The sequence below is a fragment of the Mesorhizobium sp. M1088 genome, assembly GCF_040318575.1.
Taxonomy (GTDB): Bacteria; Pseudomonadota; Alphaproteobacteria; order Rhizobiales; family Rhizobiaceae; genus Mesorhizobium.
The window spans coordinates 168,438-187,733 of the sequence record NZ_JAMYMO010000006.1 but is presented as its reverse complement, the minus strand read 5'-3'; the positions used below and the strand labels follow the sequence as shown (position 1 = coordinate 187,733).

Here is a 19,296-nt window from a genome sequence, read left to right as displayed (position 1 = left end):
TGACAGAGAAACGTGCGGGTTATGCTCACGAAAAAAGGTAAATACGGCCTCAAGGCGCTCGTCCATCTGGCGCGCCTGCCGGTTGGACAGCTCGCCTTCGTCAACGACATCGCCACAGGAAACAATATTCCGAAGAAGTTCCTCGATGCCATCCTTGGCGAATTGCGCAATGCCGGTTTCGTTCAGAGCCGCAAGGGCAAGGAAGGCGGCTACCGGCTGGCACGCCCGGCGGACGAGATCAAGGTCGGCCACGTCGTGCGCGTGCTCGACGGGCCGCTTGCCCCCATTCCTTGCGCCAGCCGCACCCAGTATCAGCGCTGCGAAGACTGCAACGAGGCGACATGCCAAGTCCGACACCTGATGCTGGAGGTCCGGCAGGCCATCGCCGAGGTGCTGGATCAGCGCAGCCTCGCGGAAATGCGCGACATCGCCGGCGACGAGGATTTTTCGGCGGCGTTGAAAATCCAGGCCTGAACCAATCTCTCCTGAGCCGGCGACGATCGCCAGGACAGCTGGTGTGCGCATGACCGGGCGCGCTACGCCAAGTTCGATCATCATTGTCGGCGGCGGCGCCAGCGGTGTCGTGCTTGCCGCTCATCTGCTGAAGTCGCCCAATCCCGATCTACGTGTCAGCCTGATCGAAAAACGCCCGCATTTTGGGCAAGGCATGGCCTATTCAACGCTGCTGTCGGCGCATGTGCTGAATGTCAGCGCGTCGGGCATGAGCGCCTATGCCGACGATCCCGGCAATTTCTCGCGCTGGCTGCTTGAACGCGGCCTGGCAACGCCGGAACAGGCGCCGGTCTATGCGCCGCGCAGCGTCTACGCCCGCTATCTCAAGGAGTTGCTCGACGAGCTCGAGGCGCGTGAGCAGCAGACGGGCCGGCTGCGCTTGATCCGCGAGGAGAGCCTGTCGATCTCGCCGACCGCGTCAGGCGTCGAAGTGGCGCTGGCCAACGGCACCAGCGTGGTTGCGCATCTTGCCGTGCTCGCCACCGGCCACGACGAAGAGCCGGGGGCGGGGCAGGGGCATGCGATCAGGATGGGATCCGAGGCGGACACTGCGCTCGACCCCGAAGCCCGAGTCCTGGTGCTGGGCACCGGCTTGAGCATGGTCGATGCCTTCCTGTCGCTCGAGCAGCGCGGCCACCGCGGCGCGATCGTCGCGGTGTCGCGGCGCGGCCTGCTGCCTTCGCCGCATCGCAAGGGCAATCCGATCAAGCTCGACGTTGCCGACATTCCGCTCGGCACCCAGCTTTCCTATTTCGTCGGCTGGTTCCGCGACCTGATCCGGGAAAACCAGAAGGCCGGCATCGACTGGCGCGACGTCGTCGACGGTCTGAGACCCTTCAACCAGAAGATCTGGCAGAACTGGCCGTCCTCGGCCAAGCGCCGCTTCGTCGAGCACACCAAGGCCTGGTGGGACATCCACCGCCATCGCATGGCGCCGGAAGTCTACGCCCGCGTTGCCGAGGCGGTGCAAGCGGGCCGCATCCGCCTTGTCGCCGGCCGCGTCGTCGAGATCGCCGCCGGCGACGGCTTCAGCCTACAGGTCCAGTCGCGCCACACGCAGCAGCTCGAAAGGTTCGACGTCACCCGCATCTATGATTGCACAGGCATCGCCAGGGACATCTCGACCACCTCGAACAGCGTGGTGCGGTCGCTGGTCGAGCGTGGGCTGGCACGGCCGGATCCGCTGCGCCTCGGCCTCGACGTGACCGCGAACTGCGAGGTCATCGCCGGCGACGGCACGGTATTCGCCAATATCCTCGCCGTCGGTCCACTGACGCGCGGCACCTTCTTCGAAATCGACGCCATTCCCGATATTCGCGTGCAGTGCGCGCGGCTGAGCAAGCGCTTGCTCGGATGAGGCCGCCTCTGTCTTGACGCGATCTCGGATGCAAGACCGCTGTCGCCGGGTGAAAAGATCTCGACCGCATAGCCGCGTTCGGTGAAGGCGAACCAGGGTGCGGGAGCTCGCTCCACCAGAGCCGACCAGCAGCCTGTGGTGGTCGAGACAGCCAGGCGATGACGCCACACGTTTCGGCCGTCTCGCATCGACCGGATTGATGTCGCGCACGCTCGTCTTCGTTCTCCTCCATGGATTTTGTAGTCGGCGAGGCCGTGAGCCGCGACCCTGGCCAGATGGCCGGGCAAATTCTGCTTTCGTCGTCACCGTGCCTTGCCTACCATGGCGCATGACCCAACGCGGAAGACTCTACGGCTGTCCGGTCGAGTTCGCGCTCGACGCGCTCGGGGGCAAATGGAAGACGGTGATCCTGGCGCGCATCAAGGAACAGCCGATGCGCTATTCCGACCTGCGCCGGCTGATTCCCTCACTCTCGGACAAGATGCTGACGCAGCGCCTGGCCGAGCTTGTCGAGATCGGCTTCGTCACGCTCCAGACGTCGCCCGACGGCAAGGGGCGCTACGCCTTGACCGGGCGCGGTGAAGATCTCGCCGCCGCGCTCCAGGCGCTCTACGACTGGGGCAGCGTGCACGGTCGCGCCGAAGGCGTGCGCTTTCGCACCGACAGCGTAGCCACCACCTAGATCAATTCCGGGAAAGCGCGGAGCGGTTTTCCGTCCGCAATTGCGTGAAACCGTGAATGGCTCCAGCAAGCCGATTGCCCTCAACCCGCGCCGGCAAGGGCGCTGCAGAAGCTTGCGACGTTGGTGACGACGGCTTCGCCGAGGAAGCGTAGCGTCGCCATCGAGCGGTCGCGCGCTTCGCGGTTGCCGAAGCCACAGGCATCCTCGATTACCACGGAGACAAAGCCATTGTCGGTCGCCTGGCGAACGGTCGGCTCGATGCCGATCTCCATGGCGATGCCAGCGAGCGCTATCGTGCGCACGCCGCAATCGCGCAAGGCAAAGCCGAGCGCGGTGGAATCGAAGGCCGACATCGTGAGCTTGTCGAATACCGCCTCGTCCGCGCGGGGGTCCAGCTCGGGCACGATCCGCGTCGCTTCGGCGTCGCGCGGGAACCACGGCTCGACCGTGTCGGGGCTGTCGCGCCGCTGCCAGGCCATGGCGGTGCGCAGCTGCGTCGCGCCCATCCATTTGCGCGGCAGCGACAGGTGGCGCGTGAACGCCACCCGCATTCCGGCCCCGCGCGCCGCTTCCAGCACCGTGCCGGTACGCTCGACGATGGTCGCGGCGCCGGCCACCTGCCGGCAGATGCCGACCTGCATGTCGTAGACCACCAGCGCCGTGCGGCGCGGATCGCACCACTCAGCCAGGCTGGCCGGGATTTCGATCCCGTCGCTCGACCGGATCATGCCGCAGTCCGGTCCCATGGCTTGGCGATATCGACCGTCGGATCGAACAGGAATTCCAGCGGCAATGGCGCGTCGAAGGCGATGAAGTGCCATTCTAGCAGCCCGGCCTTGGACAGCGGGAAGTCCTCGGTGTAGCGCCGCGCTTCCGCGACGCTGTCGAGCTCGAAGACGATGATGACGCCGCCAATATCGGCGCGCGCATAATTCTCGCGCACGATCCCCGCCTTCCAGAGCCGCCAGACATTCGACACTTCGTCGCGCAGATAAGGCCGCAAATCGTCGAGCGTGACGCCGGGCTTGAAATTGTCATAGGCAAGAATCTTCATCGGCCGTTCCTTGTATTGCTGTTCGCCCAGCGCCGGGTAGCATGGCCGAATCGGCGGCCGCAACGAACGAGATGGTGCGTTGAAACGCCCGCACGATTGCCGTTGATCCTATGGGCGGCCGCGGGATAATTTTTGCTGAAGAGGAGGAAAAAGTGCGGTGACCATCGAAAGGCTGAACCCCGAGGGCATGCACAGCAATCCGGCCTATTCACAAGGCGTGTCGCTGCCGGCATCCGCGCGCATCGTGCTGGTCGGCGGCCAGAATGGCGTCGACGCGCAAGGCCGGATCGTCGCCAGGGACGATCTCCCTGCGCAGACCGCTCAGGCGCTTTCCAACCTGGCAAAGGTGCTGGAAGCCGGTGGGGCAAAGCCTGAAGACCTCGTCAGCCTCTCGGTCTATATCGCCGGCGACCTGGACATAGGGCCGGCCTTCGGCGCCTGGATGGCGTTCTGGGCAAACCGTGGCGCGCCGCCGATCATCAAGGTGCTGCGCGTCGCCGGCCTCGGCAATCCGGATTTTCTGATCGAGATCGAAGCTCAGGCCGCGATCGCCTGAACCCTAAGCGGGTTCTGCAAATCTTTTGCCCCTGCCTGCAGGCCGACGAAGCTTTCGCGAAATTCCATTCCCCTGCTGGCGGCCGGATTGGCACGATCTATCTTCTTTCCAACTGCAAACGGCTGGAAAAGACGGTAGGTTGCCGTCTTCCAGGGCGGTTGCTCATTCTGGCAACGGAGCATCTGACATGAGCAAGCACAAGATCGTGGCACCGGACGATGCATCGTCCCGCCTGCGCCCGCCCTATGCCTCGGTTCTCGACCTGATCGGGCAGACGCCGGTCGTCGAGCTGACCAAATTCGACATCGGCAAGTGCCGGCTGTTCATCAAGCTCGAAAGCCAGAATCCCGGCGGCTCGATCAAGGACCGCATCGCGCTGTCGATGATTGCCGCCGCCGAAAAACAGGGCAAACTGAAGCGCGGCGGGACGATTGTGGAGGCGACCGCCGGCAACACCGGTCTTGGTCTCGCTCAGGTCGGCATTCCCAAGGGCTACCGCATCATCCTGGTCGTCCCCGACAAGATGTCGCGCGAAAAGATCCAGCATTTGCGGGCGCTCGGCGCGGAGGTGCGGATGACGCGTTCCGATGTCGGCAAGGGTCATGCCGAATATTATCAGGACATGGCCGAAAAGATCGCCGCCGAGCTGCCCGGCGCCTTCTATGCCAACCAGTTTGCCAATCCGGCCAATCCGCTGGCTCATGAAACCACGACCGGACCGGAAATCTTCCAACAGCTCGAAGGCGACGTAGATGCGGTTGTCGTCGGTGTCGGCTCCGGCGGCACGCTGACCGGGCTTGGCCGCTATTTCGCAAAGGTTTCGCCGAAGACCGAGATGATTTTGGCCGATCCGGTCGGCTCGGTGCTGGCGCCGTTGATCAAGACCGGCAAGATGATAGAGGCCGGGAGCTGGACCGTCGAAGGCATCGGCGAGGATTTCGTCCCGCCCAATGCCGATCTGTCGCTGGTCAGGAAGGCCTATTCCATCCCCGACAAGCAGAGCATGCTGGCGGTGCGCGACCTGCTTTCGAAGGAAGGCATCCTCGCCGGCTCGTCGTCCGGCACGCTGCTTTCGGCAGCGCTCCGCTATTGCCGCGAGCAGACCATGCCGAAGCGCGTCGTCACCTTCGTCTGCGACAGCGGCAACAAGTATCTGTCGAAAGTGTTCGACGACTTCTGGCTGGCCGAGCAGGGCCTTGCCGAGCAGGAGCAGCATGGCGATTTGCGCGATCTGGTGATGCGTTCGCACCGCACCGGTGACACCGTGTATGTCGGTCCGGACGAAAGCCTGCTCAACGCCTATGGCCGCATGCGCCGCTCGGACGTTTCGCAGCTGCCGGTGCTGGACGAGGGCAAGCTCGTCGGCATCATCGACGAAAGCGATATCCTCGCCAAGGTCGAAGGCCCCTATGACAGCCGCTGGGACCGCTTCAAGGCTCCGGTCAGTACGGCCATGACCTCTACCCTGCACACGCTGCAAGCCAGCCAGACGCTGGACGCGTTGCTGCCGGTGTTTGATCGCAACGAGGTCGCCATCGTCTTCGACGGCGACGAATTCATCGGGCTGATAACACGCATCGACCTGATCAACCATCTGAGGCGCGCCCGATGACCGTCAAAGCCACCGTATCGGGCAAAAACCGCCTCGCCTTTTCGACGCGCACCATCCATGGCGGCCAGAGCCACGACCCGACGACGGGCGCGGTGATGGTACCGATCTATGCCACTTCGACCTACGGTCAGCAGAGCCCGGGCGTGCACAAGGGCTTTGAATATGCCCGCAGCCAGAACCCGACCCGCTTCGCCTTCGAACGCGCTGTGGCCGATCTCGAAAGCGGCACAGCCGCCTTCGCCTTCGCTTCGGGGCTGGCAGCGATCGCCACTATTTTCGAACTGCTCGATTCCGGCGCCCACATCGTCGCCACCGACGACATCTATGGCGGCACGTTTCGGCTGCTCGAGCGGGTGCGCAAGCGCTCCGCCAACCTCCAGGTCGACTTCGTTGACTTCACCGATCTTGCCGCGGTCGAGGCGGCGATCCGCCCGGAAACCAAAATGCTCTGGGTCGAGACGCCGACCAACCCGCTCCTGCGTGTCGTCGACCTCGAAGGCGTCGCAGCACTTGCCAGGCGCAAAGGCGTGCTCTCAGTCGCCGACAACACTTTCTGCAGCCCCTATCTGCAGCGGCCGCTGGAGCTCGGCATCGACATCGTGGTCCATTCGACGACAAAATACCTCAACGGCCATTCCGACATGGTCGGCGGCGTCGCCGTGGTCGGCGACAACAAGGATCTCGCTGACCGGCTGAAATTTCTGCAGAACGCCATCGGCGCCATTTCCGGGCCGTTCGACAGTTTCCTGGCGCTGCGCGGACTGAAGACGCTGGCGCTGAGGATGGAGCGTCATTCGTCGAACGGCCAGAAGATCGCGCACTGGCTGGAAAGCCGTCCCGACATCCGCCGTGTCATCTATCCCGGCCTGCCCAGCCACCCGCAGCACGCCATCGCCAGGCGGCAGATGCACGCCTTCGGCGGCATGATCACGGTCGAGCTCGACCGCGACCTCGCCGGCACCAAACGCTTCCTCGAACATACGCAACTGTTCACGCTGGCCGAAAGCCTCGGCGGCGTCGAAAGCCTGATCGAGCACCCGGCGCTGATGACGCACGGCTCGATCCCGGCGAAAAAACGCGCCGAGATCGGGATTTCGGATTCGCTGGTAAGGCTGTCGGCCGGGATCGAGGATGGCGACGATCTGATCGCGGATCTGGATCAGGCGCTGGCGAGCTGAGCCCGCCAACAAGAACCTGCGAGACGTCGGCAGGACAGTGCCACCCTCTGCCCTACCGGGCATCTCGGCCACGAGGGGGGAATTTGGCCGTCATCTTGCGCTTTCGCCAACCTCCAACGCTGAAACACGCACGGGACGGCGAAGCTGCCGATCTCCCCGCTTGTGGGGGAGATGTCCGGCAGGACAGAGGGGGCGTGAAGGATCGCGAACGAGCGGCGCTTATTCTGCATCCATATCCATGTGTCTTACATTCTATTCCGTTGACCTTGGCGCCATCTGGCAGAATTGTAGCTTCCTGATCCACCTTGCTGCCTGGCTCCGGAAGCTATGAACAACCGACAACGCAACCAACCGACGGCAAGCGATACCCCGCTCACCTTCGCCATCCTGGTCTTCCCAGGCTTTCCGATGATGGCGTTCAGCTCGGTGATCGAGCCGCTGCGCGCGGCGAACGTGCTGGCCAAGCGGGACTGGTACCGCTGGATCATCGTCGGCGCCGCCGAAGGCCCCGTCGAGGCCTCGAATGGCGTCGTCATTCAGCCCGGCTTTTCCGCTCATGACGCGCCGAAGGTCGATCGCATCGTCGTCTGCTCAGGCGGTGACGCCGATCATCTCGTCGCCGAGGATGCCGTGAGCTGGATCCGCAAAAGCCTGCGCGGCGGTGCCCATATCGGCGCGGTGGCGGATGCCGCCTTCTTCCTGGCTCGGGCCGGCCTGCTCGACGGTCATGCCTGCACCTTGCACTGGACCAGCCAGGCTGCCTTCACCGAAGCGTTTCCGGACATCGAGCTGAGGCGCGATCTCTATGTCATCGACCGCAAGCGCTTCACTTCGGCCGGTGGCGTCGGCAGCCTCGACATGATGCTGGAGATCATCACCGGCGATTATGGCGCCGAACTGGCCGCCGGCGTCGCCGAATGGTTTGTGCACAGCCCGCTACGCTCCAGCGTCGACCGCAAGCTGATGCCGCTCAGGCTGCGGACCGGCGTGCAGAACGAACTGGTGCTGTCGGCCATCGCCATCATGGAGGATGCGGTGGAGGAGCGGCTCGGCATGGCGGAACTGGCGGGGCGACTTGGTATCTCCTCCGATAAGCTCGAACGCAATTTCCGCTCCGAACTCAGTATCTCGCCCAACGGCTATTACCGCCGCCTGCGGCTGAAGCGTGCCGCCGACCTCCTGGCGCATTCGACGCTGATGGTGCGCGACGTGGCGCTGGCCTGCGGCTTCGCCTCGATGTCGAGTTTTGCGCGGGCGTTTCGGGAGGAGCATGGCCATGCGCCGAAGGTGATGCGGAGGCATTAGGTATTTCGGATGTTGGCGGGACAGCGCCCCCCTCTGCCCTACCGGGCATCTCCCCCTCAAGGGGGGAGATTGGCAGCTTCGATGCTCCGCTCCTCCTGCGACGGTGGAAATTCACGAAAGCGGCGATGACGAGCCGATCTCCCCCCTTGAGGCAGGGCTATCGCAGATGGAAAGCCGAGGCTTTCGCTCTACGACGTACCCCCACCCCTAACCCCTCCCCACAAGGGGGAGGGAGACTCCCGTTGGCGCTGACCTCGGCAAATTGCCTGCCTTTCGGCGCCAAAAGGGGAAGTAAGGGCGGGCGGCAGCGTTCCCTCCCCCTTGTGGGGAGGGTTAGGGTGGGGGTCCATCTTCGTAAGAATCCAAATGCGATTGCCCTGCCCCTTGAGGGGGGATGTCCGGCAGGACAGAGGGGGGCGCCGTAGAACGCTACGGAACGACTTCAAGCGGTATTTCGCACAACATCTGCGGTATCTCGCACAGCCTCTACGCGGCGCATGGCCCATCCTCGCCGCTTCCAGGAGGCACCCATGAGCATCGTCGTTTTTGACCCCGACAGCACCGAGGATGTCGACTTTAGGGATCGCATGCGCCATCCGGCGGCGGCGGATCCGGCCGGCGGCATGTGGCTGTCGGACACCGAGCCGTCCTTCATCGACGCCGACGCGCTGCGCAAGGGCCGGCTGGCCAGGCTGCGCGCCTGGATGCGCGAGGCCGGCTATGGCGGCGTCGTTTTGTTCGACCCCTACAACCAGCGCTACGCCACCGGCTCGCGCAACATGTTCGGCTATTTCCTGCGCAACTCGACGCGCTACTTCTTCATCCCCACCGAAGGGCCGATCGTGTTGTTCGAATATCCGCAGAGCTACCATGTCTCGATGGTGCTCGACACGATCGACGAGGCGCGTCCGTCCAAGCTGGTCTGGTCATCGGTGTCAGGCCGCGACGACGAGACCGCCGGCCCGTTCGCCGATGAGATCGCCGAATTGCTCAAGGCGCATGGCGGCGGCTCGATGAAGCTCGGCCTTGACCGCTGCAGCCATCTGCAGGCACTGGCGCTGGAAAAGCGCGGCTGCGAGGTGCGGGATTGCCAGGGCGAGATTTTGGCGGTGCGCGCGGTCAAGACGCCCGAGGAAGTAAAATGCCTGCAGGTGTCGATGGCTGGCGCCGAGGCCGCCGTCTATGCCGTGCGCGAGGCGATCAAGCCCGGCGTTTCCGAAAACGACCTGTTCGCCATCATGTATGGCGAGGTGATCCGGCAAGGCGGCGAGTTCATCGAAACCCGGCTGCTGACCTCGGGCCAGCGCACCAATCCGTGGTTCAACGAGGCGAGCGGCCGCAAGATCAGGCCGGGCGAACTCTTGGCGCTCGATACCGACACGATCGGCTGCTACGGCTATTATTCGGATTTCTCGCGTACCTTCCGCTGCGGCCCGGGCAGGCCGACGGATTACCAGAAGTCGCTCTACAAGATGGCGCACGACCAGGTTCAGCACAATATCGGGGTCGTCAAGCCGGGCATGGCATTTCGCGAGATTGCCGAAAAGGCCTGGAAGATACCGGACCGCTTCGTCGACCAGCGCTATACCTCGGTCATGCACGGCGTCGGCATGCATGGCGAGACGCCGTTCATCGCGCATGCCATGGACTACGAGACCTATGGCCGCGACGGTGTCATCGTGCCCGGCATGGTGGTCAGCGTCGAAAGCTATATCGGCGAGAAGGGCGGCCGTGAGGGCGTCAAGCTGGAGGACGAGATCCTGATCACCGAGACCGGCACCGAGCTTCTGTCGCGCTTCCCTTATGAGGACGAGTTCCTTGACAGGCAGGTTTGAGTGCTGACAGGCAGTTTTGCATGAAAAGCCCGATCTCGATCAAGCGCAGCAAGGTGGCGGCGGTGTTCATCGATCTCCAGGAGGAGCATCGGCGGGACAAGCGCTATCTGGTCGAAGGCTATGGCGATATCCTCGCCAACGTCCAGCGGCTGCAGACAGCAGCACGAGCCAATCATGTGCCTTTGTATCACTGGGCCTATATCGTCGATCTCGCCACGGCGCGGCCGTTCCACCCGGTCGAGGCCAGCGGCAAGTCGGCATTTTCCGACAAGGACGATCCGCTGACTGCCATCTGCGCGGAAGTAGGCCCGGCGCCAGGCGAGATGATGCTGGTCAAGACCGATGCCAGCGCCTTCCGCGCGGGGCCTGCCGCCGAACGGTTGAAGGCCGATGGCATCGAGTGGCTGGTCGTTGCCGGCGTCTGGACCGAGGCCTGCATCGATGCCACCGTCAAGGATGCGGTGGCGCTCGGGTTTCGAGTGCTGCTGGTCAAGGATGCCTGCGGCAGTGGCAGCACGGCGATGCACCAGACGGCCATCCTCAACCTTGCCAACCGGCTCTATGGCGGTGCCGTCACCACCACCGACGGCGCCTGCCGGCTGCTGACAGGCGAGACGGTCGAAGCCTGGCAGGTCGAGGGCTCGGTGCCGCTGCGCTTTAGCTATGAAAATGCTGCCCGGCTCTACGCCGAACTCTGAGCGGGATCGCGCAGCGATGATCACCGAGGCCGAGCGACCCGGAACGAGAGGGCGCGGAAAATACCAGACGCTGCTCGATCCGGAGCTGTGGGCCTATATCGATCGGGTCAACGAGTGGTATCCGCCCGAAATCGTCTACATGCCGATCGACAGGCAGCGGGCGGTCTATAATGCCATGTGCCGGACGTTTCGCGAGCCCTATCCACCTGGTGTCAAGGCCAGCGACAGCGCGGTTCCTGCCGGCGACCGTGCGATCCCGGTCCGACGTTACCAGATGGCGGGCACGGCGCCGCAGGCGATGGTTGTCTATTATCACGGCGGCGGCTTCGTCCTTGGCGGGCTCGACAGCCATGACGACATCTGCGCCGAGATATGCGCCGGCACCGGCTTTGCCGTGCTGTCCGCCGATTACCGGCTGGCGCCCGAGCATCTGCATCCAGCCGCCTTCGACGATGCGCTGGCCGTATTCGAATGGGCGACGGCGACGGCCGGCCTGCCGATAGTGCTCTGCGGCGAAAGCGCCGGCGGCAATCTGGCCGCTGCGGTGGCACTGGCGACACACCGCCATCCTCGCCATGCGATCGGCCAGGTGCTGATCTATCCCGAGCTCGGCGGCCCGGAACCAGTTGGCAAAGAGAGCGCCGGCTCCTGTGTCGAGCACGCCGAAGCGCCGCTGCTGACGTTGCGCGATATCGAATTCTATCGCAACGTGCGCTCCGCCAAGGCACAGTCGCCCGACGATCCGACCTTTTCGCCGCTCCGAGGCAGCAATTTCTCCGGCCTGCCGCCGACCTTCATCATCACGGCCGAGTGCGATCCGCTGTCCTCCGACGGCGAGGCCTATCGCGACTGCATCCTCGCCGCCGGCGGCCGCGCCTGGTGGCGCGAGGAGCCGCGTCTGGTGCACAGTTTCCTGCGCGCCCGCAAAACCGTTCCGCGCGCCGGTGAAGCCTTCGCCCGCATCATTGCGGCAATCGCCGCGCTCGGCAAAGGCGACTGGCCTTACTGAGGTTGCGAAGGCCCCCTCATCCGGCCGCTTCGCGTCCACCTTCTCCCCGCTGGGGAGAAGAGGCTGGCATCAACGCAGGCGACCTCCTCTCCCCCCGGGGGCGAGGTCGGATTGCCCCGAACTGCCCTTCGCAATTCGGTTGGCGATCCGGGTGAGGGGGACCTTCCGCTTGCGGAACAGCGCACAAGAACTGCGGAAGTCCGAACACTCCCGCACGGGCGCTCGCCCTATCATCCCCGAGGCAATGGCGCTCCGGCGATCGCATCCGTCCCCCGCGTTTGGCGATCGGCAGAGGTGCCCAACAACAGGGGAATGACGACAATGAAGTTCATGCTGACCGATCGAAAACTGCATCCGCAGGCCGAGCCCGTCGCCGATGGCTTCAAGAAAGGCCAGATGAACCGCCGCGAATATCTCGCCACCATGGCTGCGCTCGGTATCAGCGCTGCCGGCGCGCTGGCGCTTGGCGGGCTTGCTCCGTCACCGGCCAGGGCCGAGGAGGCGAAGCGCGGCGGCGTCTTGCGCGTTGCCATGAACGTCAAGGGCTGGAAGGATCCGCGCACCTTCGACGGCGTCGAGATGTCCAACGTCGCCCGCCAGTGCAACGAATATTTGGTGCGCTGGAAGCGCGACTTCACCTTCGAGCCATGGCTGCTCGAGAGCTGGGAGACCAGCGACGACGCCCGCGTCCTGACGCTGCATGTCCGCAAGGGCATCACCTGGTCGAACGGCGACACCTTCAACGCCGACGACGTGATCCACAATCTGACGCGCTGGTGTGATGCGTCCGTCGCCGGCAATTCAGTCGCCGCGCGCATGGGCGCACTGGTCAACGCCGATACCAAGAAGCCCGTCGACGGCGGCATCGAGCGCGTCGACGACGTCACCGTGCGGCTCAATTTGCCGAAGCCCGACATTTCGCTGATCGCCGGCATGGCCGACTACCCGGCGCTGATCATGCACCGCAGCTATGAAGGCGACGGCGATCCGCTGAAGGCATTGGCGATCACCACCGGGCCTTGCGAACTCGTGGCATGGGACGCCGAGGTCGGCGCCGAAGTCCGCCGCAAAGACAAGCCATGGTGGAAGGGCGAGTTCTACCTCGACGGCATCAAATGGGTGGACTACGGCTCCGACCCCAATGCGATGCTGTCGGCCTTCGAATCGGGCGAGATCGACACCGATCACGAAACCGCCTCCGACACGGTTGCGCAGACCGACTCCATGGGCCTGAGCAATTCGGAAATCGCCACCGGCTCGACCATCGTCGCGCGGTTCAATATCGGCAATCCGCCCTATGACGACATCAAGGTGCGCCGCGCCGCCCAGCTCGCCGTCGACAACGCCGCCGTGCTGAAGATCGGCATGGACAACCGCGGCAAGCCTGCCGAGAACCATCATGTCGGGCCGATGCATCCCGAATATGCCGATATCGGCCCGGCCGTCCGCAACATTGATCAAGCCAAGGCCCTGCTCGCCGAGGCCGGCAAGGCCGACCACGAATACGAACTCATCTCGGTCGACGTGGACTGGCAGAAGAGCTCCGGCGACGCCATCGCTGCGCAGATGCGCGAGGCCGGGCTGAAGATCAAGCGCACCGTGCTGCCGGCCGCGACCTTCTGGAACGACTGGAGCAAATATCCTTTCTCCTGCACGGAGTGGCTCGGCCGGCCGCTCGGCGTCCAGGTGCTGGCGCTCGCTTATAAGTCTGGCGCCGCGTGGAACGAGACCGCCTACGCCGATCCGGAATTCGACAGTCTGCTCGACAAGGCGCTGGCGATGCCCGATCCCGGCGCCCGCAAGGAGCTCATGGCCAAGATCGAACAGAATCTGCGCGATTCCGGCATCATCATCCAGCCCTACTGGCGCTCGGTCTACCGCACCTACCGCAAGGGCGTGCATGGCTGCGAGCAGCACCAATCGCTCGAGCAGCATTTCGAGAAGGTCTGGCTCGAGGCGTAGCCTTGCAGACGACCAATTGTCGGGGCCAGCGCCGCTCTTTCTTCCTTCTCCCCTTGTGGGAGAAGGTGGATTGGCGCGCAGCGCCAAGACGGTTGAGGGGTGCGGACGGAGTGCCGTCAGTATCAAGCTGGAACACCCCTCATCGGGCCGCTTCGCGTCCACCTTCTCCCACAAGGGGAGAAGGAAGAGCCACGCCAGGCCTTGAAATCTCCAGTCCAAGCCGCACGGTCTCCCGCACCAGCAGGTCCAGATCGTCGCGCCGGGTGCGGTGGTTGTTGATCGCCACCCTGAGGCTATGCTGGCCATGCACCGTCGTGTCGGAAATGGCGGCGATGCCTTCTTCCTGCAGCCTCAGCATGATCTCGGTATTGAGCGCTTTCAGGCGCTCCCCGCCCAGTCCGTCCGCGCGGTAGCGAAAGCACACGATGTTGATGCTCACCGGCGCTACCAGTTCGAGTGCCGGTTCGGCCGCGATCAGCGCGCCGAGATAATGCCCTTGCGCGATGTTCTGGTCGATCAGCCGGCTCCCAAAATCGCGCAAGCTGTGTGCGCTGCTCGCCTATCTGGCGCTGGCGCCGCATCCGGTCGGCCGCAGCCGCCTCTGCGAGCTTTTGTGGGATGTGCCGCCCCCACTGTGCCTCTATTTGGCACTCCGCAGCGTTGAAAAGTCGGGCAAAGGGCACGTTTCTTTCGGCCCTCGCAAGGGTTGGCTGGGTTCGAAAAAATACCACAATAGATCGCGATTGGGGTGGGTTCGTCGCGCCCTTTTTGTAGAGCTGGCGCAAAATTCACAACAGCATAGAATATTGCTTGTACTAACTCGGCTTAATGAGAACAAACCTAAGGAAGCATTCCGGAATCTTGCTGCTGGTCACATTTCAGTATCTGCTAAGATAGCCCGTGCTGATTCCGAATTATTAAGCATTTGCAAAATTCAATCCTGCGATATTGGGATTTGTCCTTGTCATAGGCTGACTTGGATGCATTTCTTGGAAGCACAGCCGCGTCAGCGGATCGTTGAAACATGCTTGGGCGGACGGGGCACTAAGCATGGAGAGGAATATTGACACTCGCTAATGCGGCGGCCCCGGCCGGGAGCGTTCGACCCGACGCAAGAGACTACGGCAACCGTCGGCTAAGTCGTCGAATGCATCGCCCACAGCCTGGCTCTCGTTTGATGGCCGGCGAAGCTTTGCCCTCCTCCGATTGGCGCCAGCCTTCGCGGCAAAAGCGGGGATCGCCGCCTGCAATGGCCTTCCGATATGGACGATGTCCGCCGCCAGCCAGTCGGAGGAATGAATCATGAAATTCGTAATCTATGCGACCTTGGCCACTGCTTTGATGGCGATCGCCGGTTGTACCACCGACGACTACGGCGGTTGTCGCGGAAAGGGCTGCCTGGCTGATCGGCCCCATAAAGGTGGCCGACAGATTGACTATCGGCCGCAGTTCGACAGGAACGGCAATCCCAACTTCGATACCAGGGGCCGTTACATCGGCTGCCATGGGCTCGGATGTAAAGTCGACGATCCTGATGACGGGGATCAAAGTATCGACGACAGACCGCAGTACGACAGAGAAGGCAATCCCAACTTCGATACGCAAGGCAACTACCAAGGCTGCCGCGGCATCGGCTGCGAGGTCGATACACCGGACGATGACAATTCATCCGACGATGACGATTCCGATTAACGGACTCGGGGGCGAACAAGGAGGAAGCCAATCATGTCTGAATTCAGCGGCCTGGTCCGGCGACATGCCAAAATCGTTATGGTCGGCCTTGCGGGGTTGGGAATGGCGCTGACGTCCGCTTTCGCTGCGAATAACGCCTGTGACGGTATAAAGGTCGAAGTGACGAAGGCGCGCAAGCAGGAATATGCCCCTCTCGTCGTCTCGGCGATGACCAATAAGTTCAAGCCCGCTCAGGCAAAGTTCTTCACGATCATGGAGAGCGGCAGCTGGAGCGCCGCCTACGTCTCCACGCCGGTGAGCGACGACGGCGTGATGTTCTTCCAGACAGTCGACGGAAAGAAGCAGTTTCGCGACGTGTGGGGCGGCTATGCCGAGCCGTCGGAAAAACCTGAACTGGTATCCTGGGCGAAGAAGCTCGGAGCGCCGCAAGACCTGGCAAAGTGTTTTGCCGAGGAAGTTACGGAACGACGGTGATGATCGCTGGAAATTGCCGCTGACCGTTGGTGCAGGGGGAGAATGATTGGTGAGCGCTCCGGGGCGCCGGGGCTCTGAGATCGACTCCAATCATCAGCTGCAGGATGTGCAAAATGCAAACCGTTCGAAAATCCAGACTGATAATGCAGCTCGCCCGTGCATTGGCAACTTCAGTGAAAATGACGGCTGTTGTGAGTGTAGCTGTCCCGCACACGATCAATGTTGCGTATGCCAGCAAATATGATCTGCCGAAACCCTATGTTTCCCGGGCTCTTAACGCGGTTCTGATACCGATCAATCACGCCTCTCGGCACCGCTACCAGATCCCGCCCAAGCTTCGCGGCGTGTATGTCCTGGCCGTTGCACCCCACGGTGTTGCCGCGCGGCGAGGCATCCGACCGGGTGACGTGCTTGCCACAGTGCGGCATCAGCCGATTTCGACGCCGCGCGATGTCGATAGGTTCGTTTGGGCCGCCCTTGCCGCGAGTGCCACCAGTTTCCTGTTTGGCGTGAACCGCGGGACAGAAGTCACAGACGTCGTCGAGGTCAACACCAACATCACCGTCAACAACTTCAACACCAACATCTCGGTCAACAATATCTCCCAATGGACGAGCGTCGACAATCGAGAGGAATGGACGCAGATCGTCGATGAGTATGACGAGGAGATGGAGACGGGCCTCAATGACACAAGCTATCGCGGGGACGACTCGCAGCCTGGGGACGCCAGTCAGGACGCAGAAACGTCTCCTCCCGATGCCGATGACAAAAGTTCCGATGATCAGGACGATCCGAGCGATCAGAACGACGACACTGACGACGATAGTACGGATAACGATGCGTCGGATGACAGCACTGACAACAAAAGTTCCGACGATCAGGACGATTCGAGCGATCAGAATGACGATGCAGACCCAACGGACGGTGGTGATGGCGACAACAACACCGACACTGACGACAACAGCTCGGATGACGATGCGACGGATGACAGTACCGACGACGATGCCAACTAGCAGCCGACCGGGCCGGCAGTTCTAAACAGAGGTCAACCGATGAAAACCGCGACGCTGACCATTGCCATGGTCCTGGCCATGCCGGCTTTCGTTTTTGCCCAGGACAAGTGCTACGACGCCGCCAAGGATCAGGCCGCCGCGAACGAGTGCGCCGATGCCGCGTCCAAGAAATCCGACAACAAGCTCAACGAGCTTTACAAGCAGATTGAAACCCGCGTGAAGGATGATGTGGATACCAAGACGCTTTTTGTTCAAGCACAGCGCGATTGGGTCAAATTTCGCGACGCGGAGTGCAGTTTCCAGACCGTGGGAGCGGCCGGAGGAAGTGTAATGCCAATGCTCGTCGCGCAGTGCATGGACAGCCTGACGCAATCCCGTGTCAAAGACTTCGAGGATTACCTGAAATGCCAGGAGGGCGATCCGAGCTGCCCCGTTCCGGCAGCGAACACATCACATGCCGCACCTGCGGTGGCCGAAGAGACCGTCCCTGTCCAGGCTGCCGGCCCGATACTTATTCCATTGCAACACGTCAGGGAATACGGAACCGACGGTGGTTATCACAAACTCGGGATCATGGTGGGCATCAATAGTGCCAAGCCTCGTCTGTTCGAATTCGACACCGGGTCGGATGAGTTCAACGCGGAGATCGATTCGAGCGTCCCTGGCGTAAAGCCGGTGCCCGGCAGCAAGCCCGCAATGTACGCCTATGGTGACGGCACCTATGGCGATTGGGTACAACAGGTACGGTTCGACAGCCTGTCTTTTTACGATCCGGATGATGCGTGGGAGCCTGTCGTAACCTTCGACGGCGGCTTTAGCGCTGCTCGGGTGGTGGATTACGTCTACACCAAGGGTTTCGGCGACCTCGAGGATGTGAAATTGATGCAGAAGCCCGTTGGTCAATACGGCGATACGCCAGTCTATGCGGATCTTAATGCGCGCGAGAGAATGCAGAAAGGCGAACCCGGTGGTTCGACGACGTTTTACGGCATCTTTGGAGCCGCCGATTTTATCTTTCCAGGAGACCAGACCAGTGCCCCCGGCGGTCAAACCCGAAGCGGCTATGTGGTCTCTGCCAATGCAAATCTTGGAAAAAGGAAGACGACACCGGGCTGCGGTCCGTGCCTGACGCTGAATTTGTCCCCCAGTCTGAGATCCCAGTTTACGGCCCTGACGCCGTGGGGCGAAGGGGATTTTCAGGCTTACCAGAGACGATTCCCGCGATCAGGCGCGAATGCATCCAATGAGTACGAAGGGTCTTACCGTTATACGATTTCTTTTGACCATAAGGGAAAGAAGCAATCGGTTGATTTCAGCGGACCCGTCTTATTGGATACAGGAACAGCGACATTTGTTCATATTACGGATGAAGATACTTTAAATAAGCTAAAGTCGAAAGGTTTTAAAATTGATAAATACAGTTCTGGCATAATAAACTTCAAGTTTTTTGGATTTGACGATAGTGTCAACAACAGGGAATACAGCGATGTCGTTATCGATCGCCAAAGCGATGAGGAGAGAGGCCATGGAATTTGGGTCGGCCTACCCTTCTTTCAGTCCAATTCCGTGATGTATGATCTGGAGAACAAAACAACCGCCTATTCACCCTATTTTGTCAGCGCTGCCGACTTTACGACAGACGCGGCTGTCAAGGATCAAGTGCAGCTCAACCGAGTGAACGGCGAAATGGGCAGCGACGGATGGCTCGGATTGGCCGGGAACATCTTCGGCGCCGGCGACTTCACGATCGAGAAGGACGCGGACGTGCGCATGACCGGGGCCAATACCTACACGGGCACAACCCACATCGCGGCCGATGGCTATCTTACTCTGGCCGGGCCGGGCAGCATCGAGCATTCCTCGCGCGTCATAGTCGACGGTGTGCTCAACATCGATCAGAAAGGAAACCACCTGAAGCCCTGGGGAGTGGCGCACTCCCTGAACGATACGGCCATTCGCAACCTTGGCGGTAAAGGCGAGGTCTATCTGGGCGCGGGCAGACTGATCCTGACAGCAGCCGACGGGCAATTTGATGGAACCATCGCGGACTTTGATGACGCCGGCGACAGCGGCGGCCTCGTTGTTGCCGGTGGCAAGCTGACGCTGAGCGGCAAGAACAAATATTCGGGCATGACGGAAGTGGTGGCGGGAGCGGAGTTGCACGTGACCGGCTCTTTGACCGGTGACGTTTCCGTCTCGGGACTGCTTGTCGTTGACGGAGAGGTCTCCGGCGAAGTCATGGTCAAGGAGGGCGGCACGCTGACCGGCTCAGGAAAGGTCGGCAACGTCACGGTCGCCGAAGGTGGCAAAGCTGATCCAATGAAAACCAGATAATCGGGCCATGGGCCGATCGTGG

18 protein-coding genes are annotated in these 19,296 nt (G+C 62.2%); 15 read left to right on the top strand and 3 right to left on the bottom strand.

The features are described 5' to 3' along the window. Positions 1-21: 21 nt before the first annotated feature. From NKH49_RS10485 to NKH49_RS10475, 3 genes are all read left to right on the top strand, one after another. Positions 22-474 (top strand): RrF2 family transcriptional regulator, encoded by a 453-nt coding sequence (locus NKH49_RS10485; protein WP_023675902.1) that lies wholly within the window; start codon positions 22-24, stop codon positions 472-474. A 49-nt stretch (positions 475-523) separates the two neighbouring features. Further along, a complete protein-coding gene (locus NKH49_RS10480; RefSeq protein ID WP_352473976.1) occupies positions 524-1,870 on the top strand; it encodes an FAD/NAD(P)-binding protein in 1,347 nt (448 codons plus the stop codon). Positions 1,871-2,198: 328 nt separating this feature from the next. Then, the gene (locus NKH49_RS10475; RefSeq protein WP_352614700.1) at positions 2,199-2,552 is read left to right on the top strand and encodes a winged helix-turn-helix transcriptional regulator; all 354 of its coding nucleotides are present in this window, start codon (positions 2,199-2,201) and stop codon (positions 2,550-2,552) included. Positions 2,553-2,632: 80 nt separating this feature from the next. Here NKH49_RS10475 and NKH49_RS10470 read toward each other — a convergent pair whose 3' ends face one another. Beyond that, positions 2,633-3,280: a cysteine hydrolase family protein gene (locus tag NKH49_RS10470; RefSeq protein WP_352614702.1), complete on the bottom strand. Its 648-nt coding sequence runs from the start codon at positions 3,278-3,280 to the stop codon at positions 2,633-2,635. After that, positions 3,277-3,606: a hypothetical protein gene (locus NKH49_RS10465; RefSeq protein ID WP_352458586.1), complete on the bottom strand. Its 330-nt coding sequence runs from the start codon at positions 3,604-3,606 to the stop codon at positions 3,277-3,279. Before NKH49_RS10465 ends, NKH49_RS10470 begins: the two co-directional genes overlap by 4 nt. A gap of 157 nt (positions 3,607-3,763) precedes the next feature. On the opposite strand from NKH49_RS10465, the gene NKH49_RS10460 reads away from it, so the two are divergent. The 8 genes from NKH49_RS10460 to NKH49_RS10425 all read left to right on the top strand — a co-directional run bounded on the left by NKH49_RS10460 (position 3,764) and on the right by NKH49_RS10425 (position 13,761). Then, positions 3,764-4,162, top strand: coding sequence for a RidA family protein (locus tag NKH49_RS10460; RefSeq protein WP_352614704.1), 399 nt, complete (start codon positions 3,764-3,766; stop codon positions 4,160-4,162). Between the two features lie 187 nt (positions 4,163-4,349). Then, on the top strand, positions 4,350-5,774 hold the full coding sequence (locus NKH49_RS10455; RefSeq protein ID WP_352614706.1) for a pyridoxal-phosphate dependent enzyme: 1,425 nt from the start codon (positions 4,350-4,352) through the stop codon (positions 5,772-5,774). Next, a complete protein-coding gene (locus NKH49_RS10450) occupies positions 5,771-6,952 on the top strand; it encodes a cystathionine gamma-synthase (RefSeq protein ID WP_352458589.1) in 1,182 nt (393 codons plus the stop codon). Before NKH49_RS10455 ends, NKH49_RS10450 begins: the two co-directional genes overlap by 4 nt. Before the next feature lie 327 nt (positions 6,953-7,279). Further along, positions 7,280-8,257 carry a GlxA family transcriptional regulator gene (locus tag NKH49_RS10445; RefSeq protein WP_352458590.1) on the top strand — a complete coding sequence of 326 codons (978 nt, stop codon included), beginning with the start codon at positions 7,280-7,282 and terminating at the stop codon, positions 8,255-8,257. A gap of 530 nt (positions 8,258-8,787) precedes the next feature. Then, positions 8,788-10,092, top strand: a complete 1,305-nt coding sequence (locus NKH49_RS10440) for a M24 family metallopeptidase (RefSeq protein ID WP_352458178.1) — start codon at positions 8,788-8,790, stop codon at positions 10,090-10,092. Positions 10,093-10,112: 20 nt separating this feature from the next. Continuing rightward, positions 10,113-10,790, top strand: a complete 678-nt coding sequence (locus tag NKH49_RS10435) for an isochorismatase family protein (protein WP_352926015.1) — start codon at positions 10,113-10,115, stop codon at positions 10,788-10,790. Positions 10,791-10,806: 16 nt separating this feature from the next. Further along, on the top strand, positions 10,807-11,799 hold the full coding sequence (locus NKH49_RS10430; protein ID WP_352614709.1) for an alpha/beta hydrolase: 993 nt from the start codon (positions 10,807-10,809) through the stop codon (positions 11,797-11,799). 321 nt (positions 11,800-12,120) lie between these two features. Continuing rightward, positions 12,121-13,761 carry an ABC transporter substrate-binding protein gene (locus tag NKH49_RS10425; RefSeq protein ID WP_352614711.1) on the top strand — a complete coding sequence of 547 codons (1,641 nt, stop codon included), beginning with the start codon at positions 12,121-12,123 and terminating at the stop codon, positions 13,759-13,761. 139 nt (positions 13,762-13,900) lie between these two features. Here the strand turns inward: NKH49_RS10425 and NKH49_RS10420 are convergent, their stop codons facing one another. Next, entirely contained in the window at positions 13,901-14,302 is a 402-nt protein-coding gene (locus tag NKH49_RS10420) for a hypothetical protein (protein WP_352614713.1), read from the bottom strand. A gap of 761 nt (positions 14,303-15,063) precedes the next feature. On the opposite strand from NKH49_RS10420, the gene NKH49_RS10415 reads away from it, so the two are divergent. The 4 genes from NKH49_RS10415 to NKH49_RS10400 all read left to right on the top strand — a co-directional run bounded on the left by NKH49_RS10415 (position 15,064) and on the right by NKH49_RS10400 (position 19,274). Next, positions 15,064-15,453: a hypothetical protein gene (locus NKH49_RS10415; RefSeq protein ID WP_352614715.1), complete on the top strand. Its 390-nt coding sequence runs from the start codon at positions 15,064-15,066 to the stop codon at positions 15,451-15,453. A gap of 33 nt (positions 15,454-15,486) precedes the next feature. After that, complete coding sequence (locus tag NKH49_RS10410; protein WP_352473549.1) at positions 15,487-15,927, top strand: hypothetical protein; 441 nt, start codon at positions 15,487-15,489, stop codon at positions 15,925-15,927. Positions 15,928-16,040: 113 nt separating this feature from the next. After that, positions 16,041-16,940 (top strand): Do family serine endopeptidase, encoded by a 900-nt coding sequence (locus NKH49_RS10405; RefSeq protein WP_352614719.1) that lies wholly within the window; start codon positions 16,041-16,043, stop codon positions 16,938-16,940. Positions 16,941-16,979: 39 nt separating this feature from the next. Beyond that, entirely contained in the window at positions 16,980-19,274 is a 2,295-nt protein-coding gene (locus NKH49_RS10400) for a lysozyme inhibitor LprI family protein (protein ID WP_352614721.1), read from the top strand. The last annotated feature ends 22 nt before the right edge of the window (positions 19,275-19,296 follow it).